Here is an 18824-nt window from a genome sequence, read left to right on the forward strand (position 1 = left end):
GTGGCGCCGTAGCGGCCCGGTAGCGCCCTCAGAGCGGCCACTGCACGAGCGTGTAGATCATCCCGACGATCCAGCCGAGGCCGGCCAGGACGGCGAGGATCAGCGCGGCGTTCACGGCACGCTCGACCGGGCGGTCCGGGTCGGCGAGGGGCTTGGGGGCACGGTGCGTGGTCATGCGGCCCAGCCTGCCGACGCGGCGCCGGACCTACATCCGTACGGGTACTCAGACGACGTACTCGGTCGGCGCACCCGGACGGCGCTCCGCTCCCCGGGCCGGCGCCCGGACCGCGTACGCCCGCCCGGGCCCTCACCTCGCATTTGAGGCTTTCCCCGCCGACCACCGTCCGCTCCGCGCCGAAGTCCCCACAAGCACTTCAATGAAACGATTGAAGTGCTCGGTCGGAGCGAAAGGGGAGCAGCATGAAGTTCGTTCTGGAGGTCACCGTCGACGAGGGCGCGACCGCTCAGGACCCGGTGGGGGAACTGCAGCGGATCCTGCGGTACTGGGGCGGCAACCTCAAGCACTACGCCCTGCGGGACGGGGACGGCGCGGCGATCCTCGACTCGGAGTACCGGGAGGTGGGTCAGTGGCGGATCGTGGCCTCGTGAAGGGCCCGCCGGCACAGTGAGTCGGCCCGGCGGGTGGTCTCCGGGAGCCGGAACCTGGGGGTGAGGGCGAGCGTGTGGGCACAGGCGTCGTCCAGGGTGACGCGGTGGCCGACGGAGACGAACACCGGCTTCACGTCCGCCCGGGTGCGCAGCGCCCGCCCCACCTCCTCGTCGCCCGCCAGCAGTGGGGACGCCGATCCGCGCGGGGCGTCCGGGTCTGCGTGGGTGAAGACGAACGGGTTCTTGGCGACGCCGATGGTGGGCAGCCCGGTGAGCACCCCGAGGTGGCTGGCGAGGCCGAAGCGGCGCGGGTGGGCCAGACCGTAGCCGTCGCACACCACCAGGCCCGGCTCGTGCGGCAGGGCGTCCAGGGCGGCGAGCACGGTGGGGATCTCGCGGAACGCGAGCAGTCCGGGCACGTAGGGGAAGGAGATCCGCCCGACGGCGGTGGCCTCGGCGACGACCTCCAGGCTCGCCGCGTCCAGCACGACGGCGGCCGCGGCGACGACGTCGCGCTCGTCGTCGTAGGCGACGTCGACCCCCGTCACATGGCCGACGCCCACGGGCGGCCCCGGCTCGAGCAGGACGCGGGCCCGCAGCTCGTCCTGGACGGCGCGGGCCTCTGCCTCGGTCGCGGGCCAGCCCGCGGGAATGCTGACGGTCGTCATGATGAGGACGAGCGTACGGCCCCGGCGGCGGGCCCGCGATCATGATTTCCGTTCGCGGGCCCGCCCGCCGGGGCCGCCCTCAGTCGTCGAGCGCGCGCCGCAACTGGCTCTTGTTCATGTCCGAGCGGCCCTTGACGCCCCGCCGCCTGGCCTCTTCGTACAGCTGGTCGTAGGTGGGCCCCCGCGAGCCCTTGCCGGACCGCTGACCGCCTCGCCTGCCGGATGACATGTCCTCGGTGGAGGTGCGGCTCGCGGTCTTCGACTCGCCGGACCGGGCGCGCTCCTTGTTGACCGTCCGCGCGGCGATCTCCTTCGCGCGGCCGGCGCTCTCTCCCCGGTCCTGCGCGCTCTCCTTGATGTGCGCGTACTGGCGCTCCCGCTTGGGGCTGGAACCGCGTGGCATGGACGCTCACTCCCTTCGCGTTCGTGCCCCCCGGGTACCCGGAAAGCGGTTCAGCTCTCCAGGCGTGCCACGCGGCCCTGTTCACCCGCGGCCCAGCAGCCGAGGTCGGGCGTGCAGTCCACGGTGTCGTACGAGCCGGTGTCGAGGGTGCGCCAGGTGCGGCCGGCGTCGGTGGTCAGGTCGGTGCCGGCGGGGCCGACCGCGAGGGCGGCGGTGCGGCTGTGCGGCAGCCAGGCGACGCCTGAGCGGTAGGCGGGCGGCGGGGCGGACGCGGGCCGCCAGGTGCGGCCGCCGTCCGCGGTCGTGGCGGCGGCCCGCGGGGAGGGCTGGTCGGGGCGGTAGTCGCCGCCCACGGCGAGGCCGTGCGCGCGGTCGCGGAAGGCGAGGGCGAAGACACCGCGCGCGGGGTCCCCGGCGGGAACGGGGACGTCGGCGGCCTTCCAGGTCAGCCCGCGGTCGGAGGAGTGCAGCACCCGCGCGCGTGCGGCCCCGCCGGTCGCCAGCCAGACGTCCCTGGCTCCGGAGGCGACCAGGCACTGGCCGCTCGCGGCGAATCCCGCCTCGCCTTCCTGGGCGGCCGGCATCCCCGCGTCGGGCAGGACCGTCCAGGTGCGGCCGCCGTCGCCGGTCGACAGGACGCGGAACCTCCCGTCGACGGGATCGCTCACGGCGAGTCCGTGGCGGCGGTCGAAGAAGGTCATGCAGTCGTAGAACGCGCGGGGGTCGGTGTTGCGGAAGGACTCGGTCCAGGTCGTCCCGCCGTCGTCGGTGCGGTACACGCGTGATGCCTCGCCCTCACCGATGGCGAGCACCACGGCACGGCGGGCGTCGAACGCCTCGACGTCGCGGAACTGCAGGCCGGCCGCGCCGGGCGGGGAGACGTCCCGCCAGGTCGCGCCGCCGTCGGCGGTGCGCAGCACGACGCCCTGGGTTCCGGCGACCCACGCGGTGTCGCGGTCGACCGCCGCGAGACCGCGCAGGCGCGCGGTGACGCCGGTGTCCTCGAGCTCCCAGTGCGGCGGCGCCGACGGCGCCGGGTGGGCTTGCGCGGGCAGTGCCGTGAGCACGGCGAGCGCCGCCCCGCAGGCCGCCGCGGCCACTCGGCCGCGGCCCCGCGCTGTCCGTACCGTGCGTCGCGTCTTCCCCAAGCGCCTCATGGCGGGGGAAGCTAGTCCAGGCTCCCGCCGGCGTCCAGAGGCCCTCGTCCGCCCCAACCGCCTTACGGGTCACGGCAGGAGAGCTGAGTCACTCCCGTGCATGAAACGCGGTGACCGAGGTCACTTGAAAGTGGTGTGCACGGATCGGCCGGTTCCGGCGTCTCTTCCAGTGTCCGGTTCCACCGCCCGGAGTTTCGTCCCGCCGTCACGAGGGAGCAAGGCGTTGTCCACCGTCATCGAACAGCTCGTAGAGGCCCGTCTGGTCGCGGCCGCGCCTCGGATGCCCAACATCCCCGCCACCCTGCACTACGACCGCCTGGACCCGTTCGCCGTGCGGATGACCTTCCCGGCCCCGGCCACCCTGGAGGGCGTCGAGGTCTGCTGGACGTTCTCGCGCGAACTGCTCGCCGCGGGCCTGCACGACGCCGAGGGCCATGGCGACGTCCGGGTACGCCCCTACGGGTACGACCGCACCGTCCTGGAGTTCCACGCGCCCGAGGGCACCGCCGTCGTGCACGTCCACTCGGCCGACATCCGCCGCTTCCTGCAGGCGGCGAGCGAGCTGGTGCCCGCCGGTACGGAGCACCGTCAGCTCGACCTGGACCACGATCTGGCGGAGCTGATGCGGGACGCCTGCTGACCCGTCGTAAAATCCTTTGACGGCCCTCCCCCCGCCCTCCTACGGTGTGAAGCGCTTCTGTTGCCGCCGATCGGAGTAGGACGTTGCTCGTCTGAGGTCCCGAGACACCCGCGCCACACCCCTTGTCGGTGTGTGTGCGCAGCGTGCGACCTCGGCCTCGAGCCGTCCCGGCGGAGCAGGGCTTTTCGTGCTGTCTCCGCGCTCCGCGCTCGCCGCGGTGGTCGCCGCCCTCCGGTGTCTCGACACGTGTCGTCCCTGACCGCACACGCACCCACGAGGCCCGCTTTGCATCAGTCCATCACCTGTACCTCCCTCGCCTTCTCCTGGCCCGACGGAACCCCCGTCTTCGACGACCTCGACGTCGCCTTCGGCAGCGGCCGCACCGGACTCGTCGGCGTCAACGGCTCCGGCAAGTCGACCCTGCTGAAGCTGATCGCCGGAGAACTGACCCCCGCCGACGGCGCCGTGCGCGTCGCGGGCGAGGTCGGCTACCTCCCGCAGAACGTCACCCTGGACACGTCCCTGCGGATCGACCAGGCGCTCGGCATCGCCGACCGGCGGGCCGCCCTGCACGCCATCGAGGCCGGCGACGCGGCCGAGGAGCACTTCGAGACCGTCGGCGACGACTGGGACGTCGAGGAGCGCGCCCTGGCCACCCTCGGCGAGCTCGGGCTCGGCCACGTCGACCTCGACCGCACGACCGGTGAGGTGTCCGGCGGCGAGTCGGTGCTGCTGCGGCTGGCCGCTCTGCTGCTGCGCCGGCCGGACGTCCTGCTGCTGGACGAGCCGACCAACAACCTCGACCTGTACGCCCGGCGGCGGCTGTACGCGGCCGTCACGTCCTGGCCGGGCGTGCTGGTCGTGGTCAGCCACGACCGGGAGCTGCTGGACCTCGTCGACCAGATCGCCGACCTGCGCTCGGGGGAGATCACCTGGTACGGCGGCAACTTCACCGCCTACGAGGAGGCCCTGGCCACCGAGCAGGAGGCCGCCGAGCGCATGGTGCGCGTCGCGGAGGCCGACCTGCGCAAACAGAAACGCGAACTGGTGGACGCCCAGGTCAAGCTCGCCCGCCGGAAGCGGTACGGGCAGAAGATGTGGGACAGCAAGCGGGAACCCAAGATCGTCATGGGGGCGCGCAAACGCGCGGCGCAGGAGTCGGCGGGCAAGCACCGGATCATGCACGAGGAGAAGCTCGCCGTGGCCAGGGACCGGCTCGACGACGCCGTGGAGGCCGTACGCGACGACGACGAGATCCGCGTCGACCTGCCGTACACGGCCGTGCCCCCGGGGCGGGAGGTCCTCACCCTCATGGACCTGCGGCTCGCCCACGGCGCGCGCGTGGAGGGCGGTTTCGATCTGCGCGGCCCGGAGCGGGTGGCGCTGGTGGGGCGCAACGGATCCGGGAAGACGACGCTGCTGCGCACGATCGCCGGGGAGCTGGCGCCGGAGGCGGGCGAGGCGCACGCGCACGTGCCGCTGCGTTTCCTGCCGCAGCGCCTCGACGTCCTCGACGACGACCTCACGGTCGCCGAGAACGTGGCCCGCTTCGCGCCCGGAGCGACCGACAACCGGATCCGGGCCCGGCTCGCCCGCTTCCTGTTCCGGGGCGCCCGCGCCGACCAGAAGGCGGCGACCCTGTCCGGCGGGGAACGCTTCCGGGCGGCCCTGGCGGCCCTGATGCTCGCCGAGCCGGCGCCGCAGCTGCTGCTCCTCGACGAGCCGACCAACAACCTCGACATGGCGAGCGTGCGCCAGCTGACGACGGCGCTCGAGTCGTACGAGGGGGCGCTGATCGTGGCCGGCCACGATCTGCCGTTCCTGGAGTCGATCGGCATCACACGCTGGCTGCTGATGGACGGCACGCTGAGGGAGACGACGGCTGAGGAGGTGGCGGACCCGGCCTAGGGCGAAACACGCCCCGGGGTCTCTCGGCGCCCCGCGCGGGTCTCGGGAGGGCCACATTGTTACTGAGGGGTTTTGTCCTGGTGGTCCCGCGCTGCATGATGGCTGACCGGCGCCGCGCCCGAGGCGCCGGTTTTCCACCCGATTCGGAGACCTGGACGTGCCCAGCAAGAAGGCCCTCATCCGCCGCCCCAGCCCGCGCCTCGCCGAAGGCCTGGTGACGCACGTCGAGCGGGAGAAGGTCGACGTGGAGCTCGCCCTGGAGCAGTGGGAGGCCTACGCCGACGCCCTGCGCACGCACGGCTGGGAGACCGTCGAGGTCGATCCGGCCGACGACTGCCCGGACTCCGTGTTCGTCGAGGACACGGTGGTGATGTACCGCAACGTCGCCCTGATCGCGCGTTCCGGCGCCGAGTCCCGGCGCGAGGAGACCGTCGGCGTCGAGGAGGCCGTGGCGCGCCTCGGCTGCTCGGTGAACTGGATCTGGGAGCCCGGCACGCTGGACGGCGGCGACGTGCTCAAGGTCGGGGACACGATCTACGTCGGCCGGGGCGGGCGGACCAACGCGGCCGGCGTCCAGCAGCTGCGGGCCGCCTTCGAACCGCTCGGGGCGACGGTGGTGGCGGTGCCGGTGAGCAAGGTGCTGCACCTGAAGTCGGCGGTCACGGCGCTGCCCGACGGCACGGTGATCGGTCACATCCCCCAGGTGGACCGGCCGTCGCTGTTCCCGCGCTTCCTGTCGGTGCCCGAGGAGGCCGGCGCGCACGTGGTGCTCCTCGGCGGCCCCCACCTGCTCATGGCGGCGAGCGCGCCGAAGACGGCGGATCTGCTCGCCGATCTCGGTCACGAGCCCGTCCTCGTCGACATCGGCGAGTTCGAGAAACTCGAGGGCTGTGTGACATGCCTCTCGGTGCGGCTGCGGGAGCTGTACGCCTGACCGGGTGACCGGATCACCTTTTCAGCCCTGGACCTGCGATTCCCCGGGGCTGTTCGGCATGCCCCGAATCGCCCGGGGAACCCGGCTGATCAGCGATCTTTACGCCCTGCTTAGTCCGCGGCTTCGTAACCTACGGATTCGTAGCCTACGATCCCGTAAGTTCCGGTTCCGCTCGCCGGACGGTTCCACTCCGCTTCACGTCCCCTGGAGTTCCTCGTGTCGATCACCTCCCCTCACCTCGGCAATCCGGCCGTCTGGACCGACGCCAAGCTGCTGTTCGCGCTGGAGGAAGTGGTCGAGACGGAACTCAACCGGCACCTGAAGGTCACCAAGGACTGGATGCCCCACGAGTACGTGCCGTGGAGCGACGCCCGCAACTTCCCCGGCTTCTTCGAGGACGGCGAGGCGTGGGAGAAGGAGCAGTCCAAGGTCACCGAGATCGGCCGGATCGCGCTGGTCGTGAACCTCCTCACCGAGGACAACCTGCCCAGCTACCACCACGAGATCGCCTCGCTCTTCGGCCGGGACGGCGCCTGGGGCACCTGGGTGCACCGCTGGACGGCCGAGGAGGGCCGGCACGGCATCGTGATGCGCGACTACCTCCTCGCCTCGCGTGCGGTGGACCCGGACAAGCTGGAGCAGTTCCGGATGGCCCACATGGGCGAGGGCTTCGAGTCGGACAACCGTCACTCGATGCTGCACTCGGTCGCGTACGTGTCCTTCCAGGAGCTCGCGACCCGTGTATCGCACCGCAACACCGGCCACCAGTCGGGCGACCCGGTCTGCGACCGCATGCTGGCGCGCATCGCGACCGACGAGAACCTGCACATGGTCTTCTACCGCAACCTGCTGAAGGCCGCCTTCGAGCTCGCCCCCGACCTCACCATGCAGGCCGTGCGCGACGTCATCGTGAACTTCCGCATGCCCGGCCACGGCATGCCCGGCTTCGAGCGGGCCGCCGCGCAGATGGCGATCGGCGAGATCTACAACCTGCGCATCCACCACGACGACGTCATCCAGCCCGTGCTGCGCTTCCTGAAGGTCATGGAGATCGACGGCCTCGGCCCCGAGGGACGCCAGGCGCAGGAGGAGCTCGGCCTGTACATGGGCGGCCTGGACGCCGAGGCCCTGAAGTTCGACGAGAAGCTGGCCGCGCGCAAGGCCCGGATGGCCGCCCGCGCCGCGGGCTGACGGCGCGGAGCACCAGGCGCCTCGAACGGCTCGCACGCGGAAACGGTTTCGCGGCGCGGGCCGTTCGCCGTCCGCGGCCTCATGCCGCCAGGCAGGCAGTGCGGCGACACGGTCCGGCGGACGGCCGGCCTCATGCCGCCGGACAGGCAGTACGGCGGCCGGCGGGGGGCCTCCTGCGCGGCCCGGCCGACGGGAGGCCCGCCGAGGGCGTGCGGGCGCGGACCGGTCCGCGAACCGGTCCGCGCCCGGCCCCGCTCACCAGTCCGCCTCCTGGTAGTCCTTGAGGAACACGCCCGAGACCGGGTGCCCTGCCTCGCCGCGCACGATCGGGTCGTACACGCGCGCGGCGCCGTCCACGACGTCCAGCGGCGTACGGAACCCCGCGCCCGCCATCCGGGCCTTCTTCGGCGCCGGGTTCTCGTCCGTGACCCAGCCTGTGTCGACGGCGCACATGTGCACGCCCTGCTCGGCGAGTGCGGCGGCGCTGGTGCGGGTGAGCATGTTCAGGGCGGCCTTGGCCATGTTGGTGTGCGGATGCCCGGGCATCTTGTTGCGCACGGCGAACCGTCCCTCGACCGCGGTCACGTTGATCACGTACCGGCGCGGACGCGGCGACGCCAGCAGCAACGGCAGCAGCCGGTCGCACAGCAGCGCCGGGGCGAGCGCGTTGACCAGCTGGGTCTCCAGGACCTCGGCCGGGTCCAGCGCGCCGAGCCGGACCGACCAGGAGTTCTCCGGGGAGGGGTCGGGCAGCAGCCCCGCCTCGTCGGCCTCGCGCAGCGCGGCCGGGAGCGCCGACACCGTGCCGCCGAGCCCCTCCAGCATCCTCATCGGCGTGAAGCCCGGCGCCCGCCGGGCGCCCTCGGGCAGGACGTCCCGCTCCCCTGCGGCCAGCAGCGCGTACGACTCGGGCGGTCGCCGCACGGTCTGCGCCGCGTTGTTGACGAGGATGTCGAACGGCTCGCCCTCCTGGCGCAGTTCCTCGCACAGCCCCAGCACCTGTCGGGGGTCGCGCAGGTCGACGGCGAGGACCGTGAGCCGGTGCAGCCATCGCTCGCTGCCCGGCTCGGCCCGGAAACGGCGGACGGCGTCGTGCGGGAACCGGGAGGTGACGACGATCTCCGCGCCGTCCCGCAGCATCATCAGCGCCAGCTGGAAACCGATCTTGACCCTGCCGCCGGTCAGCAGCACCCGGCGCCCCCTCAGGTCGGTGCTCAGCGCGCGACGGGCCGCATTGTCGGCGGCGCAGCCGGGGCAGAGCCGGTGGTAGAACGCGTCGGCCTCCCGATAGTGCGACTTGCAGACGTAGCAGGGGCGCGACCGGTGGAACACGCCGCCCTCGCCGCTGCTCACGAGGGGCGCGTCCTCACGCCGGTCCAGTGCGCCGGTGGCGGTGGCGGCCATCGTCGCCGCGTCGGCGGCCGCCACGTCGGCGCCCCGGATACGACGCCTGCGCCGCCATCCGTCGCGCGCGAAGGACGTGGCCACCCGCTCGGCGTGCAGCCGTACGGGATCGTCGACCGGCAGCGCCCGCAGCTTGCCCACGACCTGATGGAAGGCGGCCAGCTCCGTCTCGGTGACCTGCTGGGTCTTTGCCGCCCTCGTCTTCTCCTCGCCCATTCGCCCCCGCCCCCCGGCCCGCCCCTGTGCTCCGTACCGCGGCCCCGACCGGATGCGAACCGGCGATTCCACCCTGACCGGGTGTCGAGTCGGCCTCTGCTCCACGGGACCGCGCACGCGTTCGGGACGGCCGGACGGAATCCGGCGTGATCGCCTGTGCAGGGCGATGCGCCTGTCTCCGCGCCAAGCCCGAACTCGCCCCCGGATCTTAACCGCACCCCCGCGACGCGGTCGTTCGAATTCCGGGACGGCGACAGGTCGTTCCGCCGCCGCGGCACAGGTCGATCCGCCGTGTCGGCACAGGTCGATCCGCCGCCGCGGCACGGGTCAGTCGGCGGTGCGTCTGATCTGCAGTCGCTCCTTCTCGGAGAGGCCGCCCCAGACGCCGAAGCGCTCGTCGTGGGCCAGGGCGTAGTCCAGGCAGGCGGGGCGCATGTCGCACATGCCGCAGATGCGCTTGGCCTCGCGCACCGAACTGCCGGGTTCGGGGAAGAAGAAGTCCGCCCCCGTCTGCGCGCACAGCGCCTCCCGCTGCCAGGAGAGGTCGGGCGTGGGAATCGTGTCGGTGTACATGGCCAGAACAGTGCCCGGCGGCGCAAAACGTTCGATCAACGCCGGGTATACGCGCGACATCACCGGCCCTGTGCCCGACGTGGTGCCCTGGCGCGCCGATGCGCTGCGGTGCACGCCGATGCGCGCCGGCGTCGCCCTGACGTCGTCCTGGCGTCGCCCCGATGATGGCGTCGCGGGCGACGGGCCGCACGGCGGCGCGCGGAGCGACCATGCCGTCGGGACCCGGCGGAATCCGGCCGACGCCCGGCGTCGCCGTCGCGCTCGCGCGCCCGACCGGCGGCCACCCGCGTGGCCCATGACCCGCCCGCGGGCGCTTCGGAAAGCGGGTCCGCTCGGGCAGCGATTGTCAGTGGGCGGTGCCAGACTCGGCAGTGCAGAGAACGGGACCCCTTTCGAGGAGGGCGATGATGCTCACCACCCGTTTCGTCGACGGCGCTCCGAACTGGATCGACGTCGGCACACCCGACATCGACGGCGCCGTCTCCTTCTACGACGCGCTCTTCGGTTGGCGGTTCCGGTCGGCGGGACCCGACGCCGGCGGCTACGGCTTCTTCCAGCTGGACGGCAGAACCGTGGCGGGCGGCATGCAGACCACCCCCGAACAGGGGCCGCCGTCCTGGACGGTCTACTTCCGCACAGCCGACGCGCAGGCCACCGCCAAGACCGCCGAGCAGGCGCACGGCAGAGTGCTGCTCCCCCCGATGGACGTGATGGGCCAGGGCACCATGGCGGTCCTCGCCGACCAGGCGGGCGTCACCTTCGGCCTCTGGGAGCCGGCCCTGACGAAGGGCGTGGACCTGGCGGACGAGCCCGGCTCGCTGTGCTGGGTCGAGCTGTACACGCCGGACATCGCCGCGGCGGCGGCCTTCTACCACACCGCGCTGGGCCTGGAGACCTCGGCCGCCCCCTTCCCCGGCGGCACGTACACCTGCGTCAACCCGGCCGACGGCGGGGAGGAGGCGATGTTCGGCGGGATCGTCCCGCTCGCCGACGATCCCGCGGAGGCGGGGTCCGATCCGTACTGGCTGCCGTACTTCGAGGTCACCGACGTGGACGCGGTCGTCGCCGAGGCCACGGGCCGGGGCGGCGGACTGCGGATGCCCGCCACGGACGTGGAGGGCGTCGGCCGCATCGCCAAGCTCGCCGACCCCTACGGCGCACGCTTCGCGGTGATCAGGAGCATCCCGCGGGAGACGTGACGCCGCGGCCCCCGACCGGACGGTGAAGGGCCGCTGAGGCGGGCGACATCAGGACGGGGGCGCGGCACGCAGGGCGGGGGCGCGGCACGCAGGTATGGCGCCCGGCCCGGCCCGGCGCGGCGCGCGGTGTCGGGCCGTCGCCGCGCGCCGCGTCGGTCTAGGCCGACGCGCGGCGCACCAGCGTGGTCGGCAGCACCACCGGGGCATCGGGGCCGTCCACACCGCTCCGATCGCCCTCGGCGGTGCGCCGCTCCAGGCGGCGCAGCAGGAGGCGGGCCATGATCCGGCCCATCTCCTCGATGTCCTGGCGGACCGTCGTCAGCGGCGGATCGGTCTGCTCGGCGAGGGGCATCATGTCGTCGAAGCCGACCACGGCCACGTCCTCGGGCACCCGCCTGCCTCGCTCCCGCAGCACGCGCACCGCGCCCGAGGCGGTGAGGTCGTTGGCCGCGAACACGGCGTCGACGTCGGGGCGACGCTCGAGGAGTTCGCGCATGGCGCGTTCGCCGCCGCCGGGGGTGAAGTCGCTCTCGACGACCAGACCCGGGTCGGCGTCGCCCATGACCTCCCGGTACCCGTCGAGCCGGTCGGCCGCGGAGGTCTGGTCGAGCGGACCGGTGATGTGCGCGATGCGGGTGCGGCCGAGACCGGCCAGCAGGCGTACGGCGTCGCGGGCGCCGCCGCGGTTGTCGCTGTCCACGTAGACCACGTCGCGGGTGCCGTCGCTCCAGCCCGGCCGCCCGCCGAACACGGTCGGAACGCCCGCGCCCTGGATCAGGCCCGGCAGCGGGTCGTCGAGGTGCAGCGAGAAGACCAGCGCCCCGTCGACATGGCCGCCGGCGAGGTAGCGGGCGACGCGCGCGTGGTCGTCCCGGCCCTCGGTGAGCAGCAATACCAGCTGGTTGTCGTGGGCGGTCAGCTCCTTGCTGATGCCACGGAGCTGGAGCGCGAAGAAGGGGTCGGCGAAGACCCTGGTCTCCGGCTCGGCGATGACGACGGCCACGGCGTCGTGCCGCTTCGTCACGAGGCTGCGCGCGGCCTGGTTGGGCACGTAGCCGAGCTCCTCCACGGCCTGCCGCACCCGTTCGACGAGCGGTTCGCGGACGCCGTCCCCGCCGTTGACGACTCTCGACACGGTCGCCCGGGAGACCCCGGCCCGCTCGGCCACGGCCTCCAGCGTGGGACGCGACACTGTCTCGGTCACTTCAGGGCTCCTCCTGGCCGACTGCGGATCAGGATAGCCCCGGCCCACGGGCCGGACGGGAGTCCGCTGAGAGCGCTCTCCCCGCAGCGGGGGCACCGCAGCACGCCGTCGGCGGCGGGGCCGCAGCACGCCGGACGTTGACCTCGGCACGCGGCCGTCCCTGTCAACGGTCAAGGAGCTGTGGCGCCCGCCGGGGGCTCTCCCGCGTCGGGCGTCTCCTTCTTCGCCCTGCTGGGCTGCACCCGCTTCGGTTCGCCCGGCATCTTCGGGTACTCCGGCGGATACGGCAGGTCGCCGAGGCCGTGGTCGTGCTCGTCGCGCCGGGCCAGGTCGAGGAGGGCGTCGAGGGAGAAGGCGTGGTCGTCCATGTCGGCGTGGACGTCGCCGAGTTCGGCGAAACGGGCGGGCATGGTCGCGATGTCGAAGTCGCGGGGGTGGGCCTCGCCCACTTCCTCCCAGCGCAGGGGCGCCGAGACCGGAGCGTGCGGGCGCGGGCGTACGGAGTAGGCGGAGGCGATGGTGCGGTCGCGGGCGGTCTGGTTGTAGTCGACGAAGATGCGCTCGCCGCGTTCCTCCTTCCACCAGCGGATGGTGACCTGGTCCGGCATCCGCCGCTCCATCTCCCGGCCCACGGCGATGGCGGCGCGCCGGACCTGGGTGAACGTCCAGCGCGGCTCGATCGGCACGAAGACGTGCAGGCCGCGCCCGCCGGAGGTCTTGGGCCAGCCGCGCAGTCCGCCGAACTCGTTCAGCACGGAACGTAGTTCGTGGGCGGCGCGGACGGCGTCGTCGTAGTCGGTGCCGGGTTGCGGGTCGAGGTCGATGCGCAGTTCGTCGGGGCGGTCCACGTCGGTGCGCCGCACCGGCCACGGGTGGAAGGTGAGGGTGCCGTACTGTGCGGCCCACAGGACGGCAGCCTCCTCCGTCGGGCACATCTCGTCGGCGCTGCGTCCGCTGGGGAAGGTGATGTGCGCGGTGGGGATCCAGTCGGGCATGTTCTTGGGCGCCCGCTTCTGGAAGAAGGACTCCCCGGTCACTCCGTCGGGGTAGCGCTCGAGGGTGGTGGGACGGTTGCGCAGGGCACGCAGGATGCCGGGGGCGACCGCCTGGTAGTAGCGGGCGAGGTCCAGCTTGGTGAAGCCGCGCTCCGGGAAGAACACCTTGTCCGGGCTGGACAGGCGCACCGTCCGGCCGGCCGCTTCCAGTTCCACCGCATCAGCCATGCGAGCCACGGTAGACACACCCCTGGCGACTCGCATGCGCGCGCACGCCGGCGACTCGCCCGCGCGCCCGGCGACCCCGCCCGCCGGGCGGCCGAGGCGATCGGCGCGCAGAATCGCACCATGGATCTGCCCGTGATGCCGCCCGTGAAGCCGATGCTCGCCAAGTCGGTGGCGACCATCCCCCCGGGCATGCAGTACGAGGCGAAGTGGGACGGATTCCGCGCCATCGTCTTCCGGGACGGGGACGAGATCGAACTGGGCAGTCGCACCGGAAAGCCCCTGACCAGATACTTCCCCGAATTGGTGGAGGCGTTGCGGGAGCGGTTGCCGAAACGGTGCGTGCTGGACGGCGAGATCGTGATCGCCCGGGAGGGACGGCTCGACTTCGACGCGCTGACGGAGCGCATCCATCCGGCGGACTCCCGGGTGCGTACGCTCGCCGAGCGCACCCCGGCGTCGTTCGTCGCCTTCGACCTGCTGGCGCTGGCCGACGAGGCGGTCCTGGACGTGCCGCAGAGCGACCGGCGGGAGCTGCTGACCAGGGCGTTGGCGGGGGTGACGGCGCCGGTGCACGTGGCGCCGGCGACGACCGACGTCGAAGTGGCCCGCCGGTGGTTCGAGGTGTACGAGGGCGCGGGACTCGACGGGGTGATCGCCAAGCCGCCGGGTCTGCGGTACCTGCAGAACGAGCGCGCGATGTTCAAGGTCAAGCACGAGCGCACCGCGGACGTCGTGGTCGCCGGATACCGCTTCCACAAGAGCGGGCCCGTGGTGGGCTCGCTGCTGCTGGGCCTGCACGACGAGGCGGGCGTCCTCCAGCACGTGGGGGTCTGTGCGGCCTTCACCATGCAGCGCCGGGCGGAGCTGGTCGAGGAGCTGGAGCCGCTGCGGACGGCGGAGGCGACCGGGCACCCGTGGGCGGCCTGGTCGGACGAGGCGGCGCACGAGAGCGCCCGGCTGCCCGGGGCGCCGAGCCGCTGGTCGGGCAAGAAGGACCTGTCCTGGGTGCCGCTGCGGCCCGAGCGGGTGGTCGAGGTGGCGTACGACCACATGGAGAACGGGGCGCGGTTCCGGCACACGGCGCGGTTCCGCCGCTGGCGCCCGGACCGCACCCCGGAGAGCTGCACGTACGCCCAACTGGAGGAACCGGTGCGCTACGACCTGGCGGAGATCCTCGGGGCGCCGCCGCGCGCCTGACGGACGTCCCGGGGTCGGCGCCCCCGGCGGGGTCGGCGGGCCGCAAGCCGCCCGTCGGCCGGCGTTCGCTCCCCTCGGCTCGCTCCCGCGGCTCCCTCGGCTCGCTCCCTCGGCCCGAAGGCCTACGGCGTCATCAGGACCTTCACCGCGCCGTCCTGCTTGCGCTGGAACATGTCGTACGCGTGCGGAGCGTCCGCCAGCGGCACCCGGTGGGTGGCGAAGTCGTCGACGCCGAGCGGGTCCTCGTCGGTCAGGTAGGGCAGGATCCGGTCGGCCCAGCGGCGCACGTTCGCCTGGCCCATGCGGATCTGGAGCTGCTTGTCGAACATGGTGAGCATGGGCAGCGGATCGGCCATGCCGCCGTAGACGCCGACCAGGGAGAGCGTGCCGCCGCGGCGCACCAGCTCGATGGCGGTGTGCAGGGCGGCGAGGCGGTCGACGCTGAAACGTTCCGCAAGCGGTCCGCTCAGTTTCCGCGGCAGCAGGGCGGAGGCGTTCTGGACCATCCGGGCGGCCGCGCTGCCGTGCGCCTCGGTGCCCACGGCGTCGATCACGGCGTCCGGGCCGCGGCCGTCGGTCACGTCGCGGATGGCGGCGACGAGTTCCTTCTCGCTGTCGAAGCCGCGCAGGTCGAACGTCACCACGCCCCGGGCGCGGGCCCGGCGCAGCCGGTCGCCGACCAGGTCCACGCCGAAGACCTGTCCGGCGCCGCGCACCTGGGCCACCCGGCAGGCCATGTCACCGATGGGGCCGAGGCCCAGCACGGCGACGCTGCCGCCCTCCGGCACGTCCGCGTACTCGACCGCCTGCCAGGCGGTGGGCAGGACGTCGGAGAGATAGACGAAGCGGTCGTCGGGCGGGCCCTCGGGCACCTTGATGGGGCCGAACTGGGCCTGGGGCACGCGCAGGTACTCGGCCTGGGCGCCCGGCACCGCGCCGTACAGCCGGGTGTATCCGAACAGGGCGGCGCCCATGCCCTCGCCGGTGACCTGGGTGGTCTCGCACTGGGTGGGCAGCGAGTTCAGGCACATCCAGCAGTTGCCGCAGGCGATCTGGAACGGCACCACGACCCGGTCGCCGACCTTCAGGTCGGGCACGGCCGCGCCGACCTCCTCGACGATTCCCATGGGCTCGTGTCCCAGGATGTCGCCCGGGGTCATGAACGGGGTGAGCACCTCGTACAGGTGCAGGTCGGAGCCGCACAGCCCGCTGGACGTGATGCGGACGACGGCGTCCGTCGGTTCCTGGATCGTCGGGTCGGGCACGGTGTCCACCCGCACGTCCCGCTTGCCCTGCCAGGTCACAGCCTTCATCGTGCCGCGCTCCCTCCGCCGGCCGGTCCGTCCCGGCGGGTCCGGGGGGCCCGGGTCCTGGCTGCCGCCCGGGTACCCGTGCCCTGGCCCCCGAACCGCCGACGGCCGCTCGCGGTCACGGATGGCCGCCGTCGCCCGACGAGCGCACAATCGAGACACCGAACGGGGTGGACACGATGAGCGAGAGAGTTCCGAGTCGTCCGAAACGCTCCAGACGTCCGGCGCGCACGGAGGGCGCCGGACGCTCCCCGGCCGCGGCGGCGCTGCTGGCCTCGGCGCTGGCCGCCGCACTGGCGGTCTCTCTCACGGCGGGCTGCACCACGTCCCGGGAACCCTCGGGGGACGACGGCCGCAGCGCCTCGCAGAAACCGAGCCCCGGCGGGGACCGTCCGAGTGCCGTCGCCGCGCCCGTGCTCGCCGTGAAGATCGACAACGCGCCGCCCGCCCGACCGCAGACCGGGCTCGACGCGGCGGACGTCGTGTACGTGGAGCAGGTCGAGGGCGGGCTGAGCCGGCTGATGGCCGTGTACGCGACGCGGCTGCCGAAAGCGGTCGGTCCGGTGCGCAGCGCCCGCGAGTCCGATCTGGAGCTGCTGCGCCAGTTCCACCAGCCGGTGCTGGCGTTCTCCGGGGCGCAGGGCAGGCTGCTGCCGCTGATCGACAGGGCGCCGCTGGACGCCGTCACGCCGTCCGACGCGTCCGGCGCGTACTTCCGCGGCGCGGACCGTGCGGCGCCGCACAATCTGTTTCTGCGCCCGAACCGGCTGCTGCCGTCCGCTCCGGGCGCCGCCGCGCTGACCACGGGTTTCCGGTACGGGCCGGCGCCCTCGGGCGGCACGACGGCGGCCTCGCGCGCAGTGCGCTACCCGGCGGCCCGCTTCACCTTCACCTGGTCCGCGAGCAGGGCGGGCTGGCTGGTCTCGACGGACGGCGCGGCGACCCGGACGAGCGAAGGACAGCCTCTGGCGCCGGCCACGGTGGTCGTGCAGTACGTGAAGGTGCGCACGTCGCGCTTCCACGACTTCCTGGGCAACAACACGCCGTACACCGAGACGGTGGGTTCGGGAAAGGCGCAGGTGCTGCGGGACGGACGGGCCTACGACGTGAACTGGAGACGCGGCACGGCGACGGACGGCACCGACTTCACCACCGCCGACGGCGCCCCGGTCGCCTTCGCCCGGGGCCAGGTGTGGGTCGTCTTCGCGAACGCGTCGTCGGCCTCGGCGTCCTCGTCCTCCGCCTCCTCCTCCGCCTCGCAGGCATCACCGGCCTCGAACGTGTCACCGGCGGACAGGCCCGTGTCGCGCGCGCCGTGACCGGTCCGCCGGGACGGGACGAGGCGGCGTGTCCGGAGCGGCGGCGCGGACGACCGGGCCGTCCGGAACGGCCCGCCGGCCCCACCGATCCCACCGGCCCCGGCGGAGCAGCCGGGCGATCAGGACGGGGCGGTCAGCGGTTCCCCCGGATTGCGCAGCCCCTCGGCCGCGTCCGACACGCGCTGGATGAGTTCGAGGAACACCGTCTGTTCCGCGGCCGAGAGCGGCGAGAGGAAGACCTGGTTCATCCGGGCCGTGCGCACGGTGAGCCTGCGGTGCGTGCGCAGCCCTTCCTCGGTGAGTCCCAGCAGGTAGCGGCGGCCGTCTTGCGGGTCGCGGGCTTTGTCGAGGAGTTCCCGGCGGATGAGCCGGCTGATCACCTCGGCGACGGTGGAGCGGTCGAGCCCCACCCGCTCCCCCACCGTGCGCTGGTCGAGGCCGGGCTCGGCGACGAGCGCGTTGAGCACCGCGAACTGCGGGGAGGTGATCTCCTCGGAGACCATCGTGTTCCACAACAGGTAGTGCGCCTGCTGCAGCCGTCGGGCGAGATGCCCGGGGTGGCTGGTGAGGTCCACCGCTGCCATGTGCGCTCCTCTGCGTGGCGTCGACGTCCGTCTTCGTCCCTGGATTTCATCGGTGCACTGAACGATACTCCCCTCCACTCGGCCGGATCTCGTGTGCCGCCGCCTCTGCTCACCATCCCTGCCTGGGGTCTTGACGGGGCTCGCCTCCAATGGCAGCGTGTGAAAACCCTCGGAAAAATAATCAGTGCCCTGATTAATTGACCGGCTCGCCCGCCGGGGCGGCGGCGCGGACACCGCCGCCCTCCGCATCGGCGTAGGGCCGGGGCCTCACCCCCGTCCTCGAACGTCAGGAAACACGGGAAACGCCATGACACTCACGCAAGCCGACATCGACCTGGAGATCGCGGCCGAGCACGCCGCCTACGAGAAGCGGCTCGCCGGCGGCGCGCCCGTGGAGCACCAGCCGCGGCGCGACTACGCGCCGTACCGCTCCTCCGTCCTGCGCCATCCGCAGCAGCCGCCGGTCACCATCGACGTGACGCAGGACCCGGAGCTGGTGGAGCTGTCCTCCCCCGCCTTCGGCGAGCGGGACGTCACGGAGATCGACAACGACCTCACCCGGCAGCACACCGGCGAGCCGGTCGGCGAACGGATCACGGTCTCCGGCCGGTTGCTGGACCGCGACGGACATCCGCTCCGCGGTCAGCTGGTGGAGATCTGGCAGGCCAACTCGGCGGGGCGGTACGCCCATCAGCGTGAGCAGCACGACGCGCCGCTGGACCCGAACTTCACGGGCGTCGGCCGCACGCTGACGGACGACACCGGTTTCTACCGCTTCACCACGATCCAGCCCGGACCCTACCCGTGGCGTCAGCACCTCAACGCGTGGCGGCCGGCCCACATCCACTTCTCGCTGTTCGGCACGGCGTTCACCCAGCGGCTCGTGACGCAGATGTACTTCCCGAGCGACCCGCTGTTCCCCTACGACCCGATCATCCAGTCGGTCACGGACGACGCGGCCCGGCAGCGACTGGTCGCCACCTACGACCACAGCCTCTCGGTGCCCGAGTTCTCCATGGGCTACCACTGGGACATCGTGCTCGACGGGCCGCACGCCACCTGGATCGAAGAAGGACGCTGAGCCG

General features: G+C 72.9%; 19 protein-coding genes and 1 tRNA gene. 9 read left to right on the top strand and 11 right to left on the bottom strand.

What is annotated here, in order from left to right:
- Positions 1 to 28: 28 nt before the first annotated feature.
- Complete coding sequence (gene mmpA, locus OHS82_RS08445) at positions 29 to 175, bottom strand: morphogenic membrane protein MmpA (RefSeq protein ID WP_199863958.1); 147 nt, start codon at positions 173 to 175, stop codon at positions 29 to 31.
- A gap of 245 nt (positions 176 to 420) precedes the next feature.
- Here mmpA and OHS82_RS08450 point away from each other — a divergent pair, with 245 nt between their 5' ends.
- Complete coding sequence (locus OHS82_RS08450; RefSeq protein ID WP_057582747.1) at positions 421 to 609, top strand: hypothetical protein; 189 nt, start codon at positions 421 to 423, stop codon at positions 607 to 609.
- Here the strand turns inward: OHS82_RS08450 and OHS82_RS08455 are convergent.
- The 3 genes from OHS82_RS08455 to OHS82_RS08465 form a co-directional block, all read right to left on the bottom strand.
- Positions 585 to 1277, bottom strand: a complete 693-nt coding sequence (locus OHS82_RS08455) for an endonuclease V (protein ID WP_057582748.1) — start codon at positions 1275 to 1277, stop codon at positions 585 to 587. The genes OHS82_RS08450 and OHS82_RS08455 overlap by 25 nt on opposite strands.
- Positions 1278 to 1356: 79 nt before the next feature.
- The gene (locus OHS82_RS08460) at positions 1357 to 1680 is read right to left on the bottom strand and encodes a hypothetical protein (RefSeq protein WP_057582749.1); all 324 of its coding nucleotides are present in this window, start codon (positions 1678 to 1680) and stop codon (positions 1357 to 1359) included.
- 50 nt (positions 1681 to 1730) lie between these two features.
- Positions 1731 to 2837 carry a WD40/YVTN/BNR-like repeat-containing protein gene (locus OHS82_RS08465; protein WP_079041549.1) on the bottom strand — a complete coding sequence of 369 codons (1107 nt, stop codon included), beginning with the start codon at positions 2835 to 2837 and terminating at the stop codon, positions 1731 to 1733.
- A 223-nt stretch (positions 2838 to 3060) separates the two neighbouring features.
- On the opposite strand from OHS82_RS08465, the gene OHS82_RS08470 reads away from it, so the two are divergent.
- The 4 genes from OHS82_RS08470 (at position 3061) to OHS82_RS08485 (ending at position 7510) form a co-directional block, all read left to right on the top strand.
- Positions 3061 to 3477, top strand: coding sequence for an SsgA family sporulation/cell division regulator (locus OHS82_RS08470; RefSeq protein ID WP_057582751.1), 417 nt, complete (start codon positions 3061 to 3063; stop codon positions 3475 to 3477).
- Positions 3478 to 3762: 285 nt separating this feature from the next.
- On the top strand, positions 3763 to 5385 hold the full coding sequence (locus OHS82_RS08475) for an ABC-F family ATP-binding cassette domain-containing protein (protein ID WP_057582752.1): 1623 nt from the start codon (positions 3763 to 3765) through the stop codon (positions 5383 to 5385).
- A gap of 157 nt (positions 5386 to 5542) precedes the next feature.
- Entirely contained in the window at positions 5543 to 6319 is a 777-nt protein-coding gene (gene ddaH / locus OHS82_RS08480; RefSeq protein ID WP_057582753.1) for a dimethylargininase, read from the top strand.
- Positions 6320 to 6535: 216 nt separating this feature from the next.
- Positions 6536 to 7510 (top strand): acyl-ACP desaturase, encoded by a 975-nt coding sequence (locus OHS82_RS08485; RefSeq protein ID WP_057582754.1) that lies wholly within the window; start codon positions 6536 to 6538, stop codon positions 7508 to 7510.
- 255 nt (positions 7511 to 7765) lie between these two features.
- On the opposite strand, the gene OHS82_RS08490 is transcribed toward OHS82_RS08485, so the two are convergent.
- The 3 genes from OHS82_RS08490 to OHS82_RS08500 form a co-directional block, all read right to left on the bottom strand.
- On the bottom strand, positions 7766 to 9130 hold the full coding sequence (locus OHS82_RS08490) for an SDR family NAD(P)-dependent oxidoreductase (protein WP_328433620.1): 1365 nt from the start codon (positions 9128 to 9130) through the stop codon (positions 7766 to 7768).
- Positions 9131 to 9169: 39 nt separating this feature from the next.
- Positions 9170 to 9241: transfer RNA gene (locus OHS82_RS08495), tRNA-Asp, on the bottom strand.
- Between the two features lie 216 nt (positions 9242 to 9457).
- Entirely contained in the window at positions 9458 to 9703 is a 246-nt protein-coding gene (locus tag OHS82_RS08500) for a WhiB family transcriptional regulator (protein ID WP_057582756.1), read from the bottom strand.
- A 407-nt stretch (positions 9704 to 10110) separates the two neighbouring features.
- On the opposite strand from OHS82_RS08500, the gene OHS82_RS08505 reads away from it, so the two are divergent.
- Complete coding sequence (locus OHS82_RS08505) at positions 10111 to 10902, top strand: VOC family protein (protein WP_057582830.1); 792 nt, start codon at positions 10111 to 10113, stop codon at positions 10900 to 10902.
- Positions 10903 to 11059: 157 nt separating this feature from the next.
- On the opposite strand, the gene OHS82_RS08510 is transcribed toward OHS82_RS08505, so the two are convergent.
- A complete protein-coding gene (locus OHS82_RS08510) occupies positions 11060 to 12106 on the bottom strand; it encodes a LacI family DNA-binding transcriptional regulator (RefSeq protein ID WP_057582757.1) in 1047 nt (348 codons plus the stop codon).
- A gap of 170 nt (positions 12107 to 12276) precedes the next feature.
- Positions 12277 to 13329 (bottom strand): non-homologous end-joining DNA ligase, encoded by a 1053-nt coding sequence (ligD, locus tag OHS82_RS08515; protein WP_057582758.1) that lies wholly within the window; start codon positions 13327 to 13329, stop codon positions 12277 to 12279.
- Between the two features lie 120 nt (positions 13330 to 13449).
- On the opposite strand from ligD, the gene OHS82_RS08520 reads away from it, so the two are divergent.
- The gene (locus OHS82_RS08520) at positions 13450 to 14526 is read left to right on the top strand and encodes an ATP-dependent DNA ligase (RefSeq protein WP_057582759.1); all 1077 of its coding nucleotides are present in this window, start codon (positions 13450 to 13452) and stop codon (positions 14524 to 14526) included.
- A 122-nt stretch (positions 14527 to 14648) separates the two neighbouring features.
- Here OHS82_RS08520 and OHS82_RS08525 read toward each other — a convergent pair whose 3' ends face one another.
- Positions 14649 to 15839, bottom strand: coding sequence for a zinc-dependent alcohol dehydrogenase (locus OHS82_RS08525; RefSeq protein ID WP_057582760.1), 1191 nt, complete (start codon positions 15837 to 15839; stop codon positions 14649 to 14651).
- Between the two features lie 176 nt (positions 15840 to 16015).
- Here OHS82_RS08525 and OHS82_RS08530 point away from each other — a divergent pair, with 176 nt between their 5' ends.
- Positions 16016 to 17155 (top strand): DUF3048 domain-containing protein, encoded by a 1140-nt coding sequence (locus OHS82_RS08530; protein WP_079041551.1) that lies wholly within the window; start codon positions 16016 to 16018, stop codon positions 17153 to 17155.
- 119 nt (positions 17156 to 17274) lie between these two features.
- Here the strand turns inward: OHS82_RS08530 and OHS82_RS08535 are convergent, their stop codons facing one another.
- Positions 17275 to 17739 carry a MarR family winged helix-turn-helix transcriptional regulator gene (locus OHS82_RS08535; RefSeq protein WP_057582761.1) on the bottom strand — a complete coding sequence of 155 codons (465 nt, stop codon included), beginning with the start codon at positions 17737 to 17739 and terminating at the stop codon, positions 17275 to 17277.
- 307 nt (positions 17740 to 18046) lie between these two features.
- Here OHS82_RS08535 and pcaH point away from each other — a divergent pair, with 307 nt between their 5' ends.
- Positions 18047 to 18820, top strand: a complete 774-nt coding sequence (gene pcaH, locus OHS82_RS08540; protein ID WP_057582762.1) for a protocatechuate 3,4-dioxygenase subunit beta — start codon at positions 18047 to 18049, stop codon at positions 18818 to 18820.
- Positions 18821 to 18824 lie beyond the last annotated feature (4 nt).

Source organism: Streptomyces sp. NBC_00425 (genome assembly GCF_036030735.1).
Lineage (GTDB): Bacteria > Actinomycetota > Actinomycetes > Streptomycetales > Streptomycetaceae > Streptomyces.

What these genes read in the sequence shown, in the direction of transcription:
- mmpA (WP_199863958.1), bottom strand. Translation starts at nt 175, where the DNA reads ATGACCACGCACCGTGCCCCCAAGCCCCTCGCCGACCCGGACCGCCCG.
- OHS82_RS08450 (WP_057582747.1), top strand. Translation starts at nt 421, where the DNA reads ATGAAGTTCGTTCTGGAGGTCACCGTCGACGAGGGCGCGACCGCTCAG.
- OHS82_RS08455 (WP_057582748.1), bottom strand. Translation starts at nt 1,277, where the DNA reads ATGACGACCGTCAGCATTCCCGCGGGCTGGCCCGCGACCGAGGCAGAG.
- OHS82_RS08460 (WP_057582749.1), bottom strand. Translation starts at nt 1,680, where the DNA reads ATGCCACGCGGTTCCAGCCCCAAGCGGGAGCGCCAGTACGCGCACATC.
- OHS82_RS08465 (WP_079041549.1), bottom strand. Translation starts at nt 2,837, where the DNA reads ATGAGGCGCTTGGGGAAGACGCGACGCACGGTACGGACAGCGCGGGGC.
- OHS82_RS08490 (WP_328433620.1), bottom strand. Translation starts at nt 9,130, where the DNA reads ATGGGCGAGGAGAAGACGAGGGCGGCAAAGACCCAGCAGGTCACCGAG.
- OHS82_RS08500 (WP_057582756.1), bottom strand. Translation starts at nt 9,703, where the DNA reads ATGTACACCGACACGATTCCCACGCCCGACCTCTCCTGGCAGCGGGAG.
- OHS82_RS08505 (WP_057582830.1), top strand. Translation starts at nt 10,111, where the DNA reads ATGCTCACCACCCGTTTCGTCGACGGCGCTCCGAACTGGATCGACGTC.
- ligD (WP_057582758.1), bottom strand. Translation starts at nt 13,329, where the DNA reads ATGGCTGATGCGGTGGAACTGGAAGCGGCCGGCCGGACGGTGCGCCTG.
- OHS82_RS08520 (WP_057582759.1), top strand. Translation starts at nt 13,450, where the DNA reads ATGGATCTGCCCGTGATGCCGCCCGTGAAGCCGATGCTCGCCAAGTCG.
- OHS82_RS08525 (WP_057582760.1), bottom strand. Translation starts at nt 15,839, where the DNA reads ATGAAGGCTGTGACCTGGCAGGGCAAGCGGGACGTGCGGGTGGACACC.
- OHS82_RS08530 (WP_079041551.1), top strand. Translation starts at nt 16,016, where the DNA reads ATGAGCGAGAGAGTTCCGAGTCGTCCGAAACGCTCCAGACGTCCGGCG.
- OHS82_RS08535 (WP_057582761.1), bottom strand. Translation starts at nt 17,739, where the DNA reads ATGGCAGCGGTGGACCTCACCAGCCACCCCGGGCATCTCGCCCGACGG.
- pcaH (WP_057582762.1), top strand. Translation starts at nt 18,047, where the DNA reads ATGACACTCACGCAAGCCGACATCGACCTGGAGATCGCGGCCGAGCAC.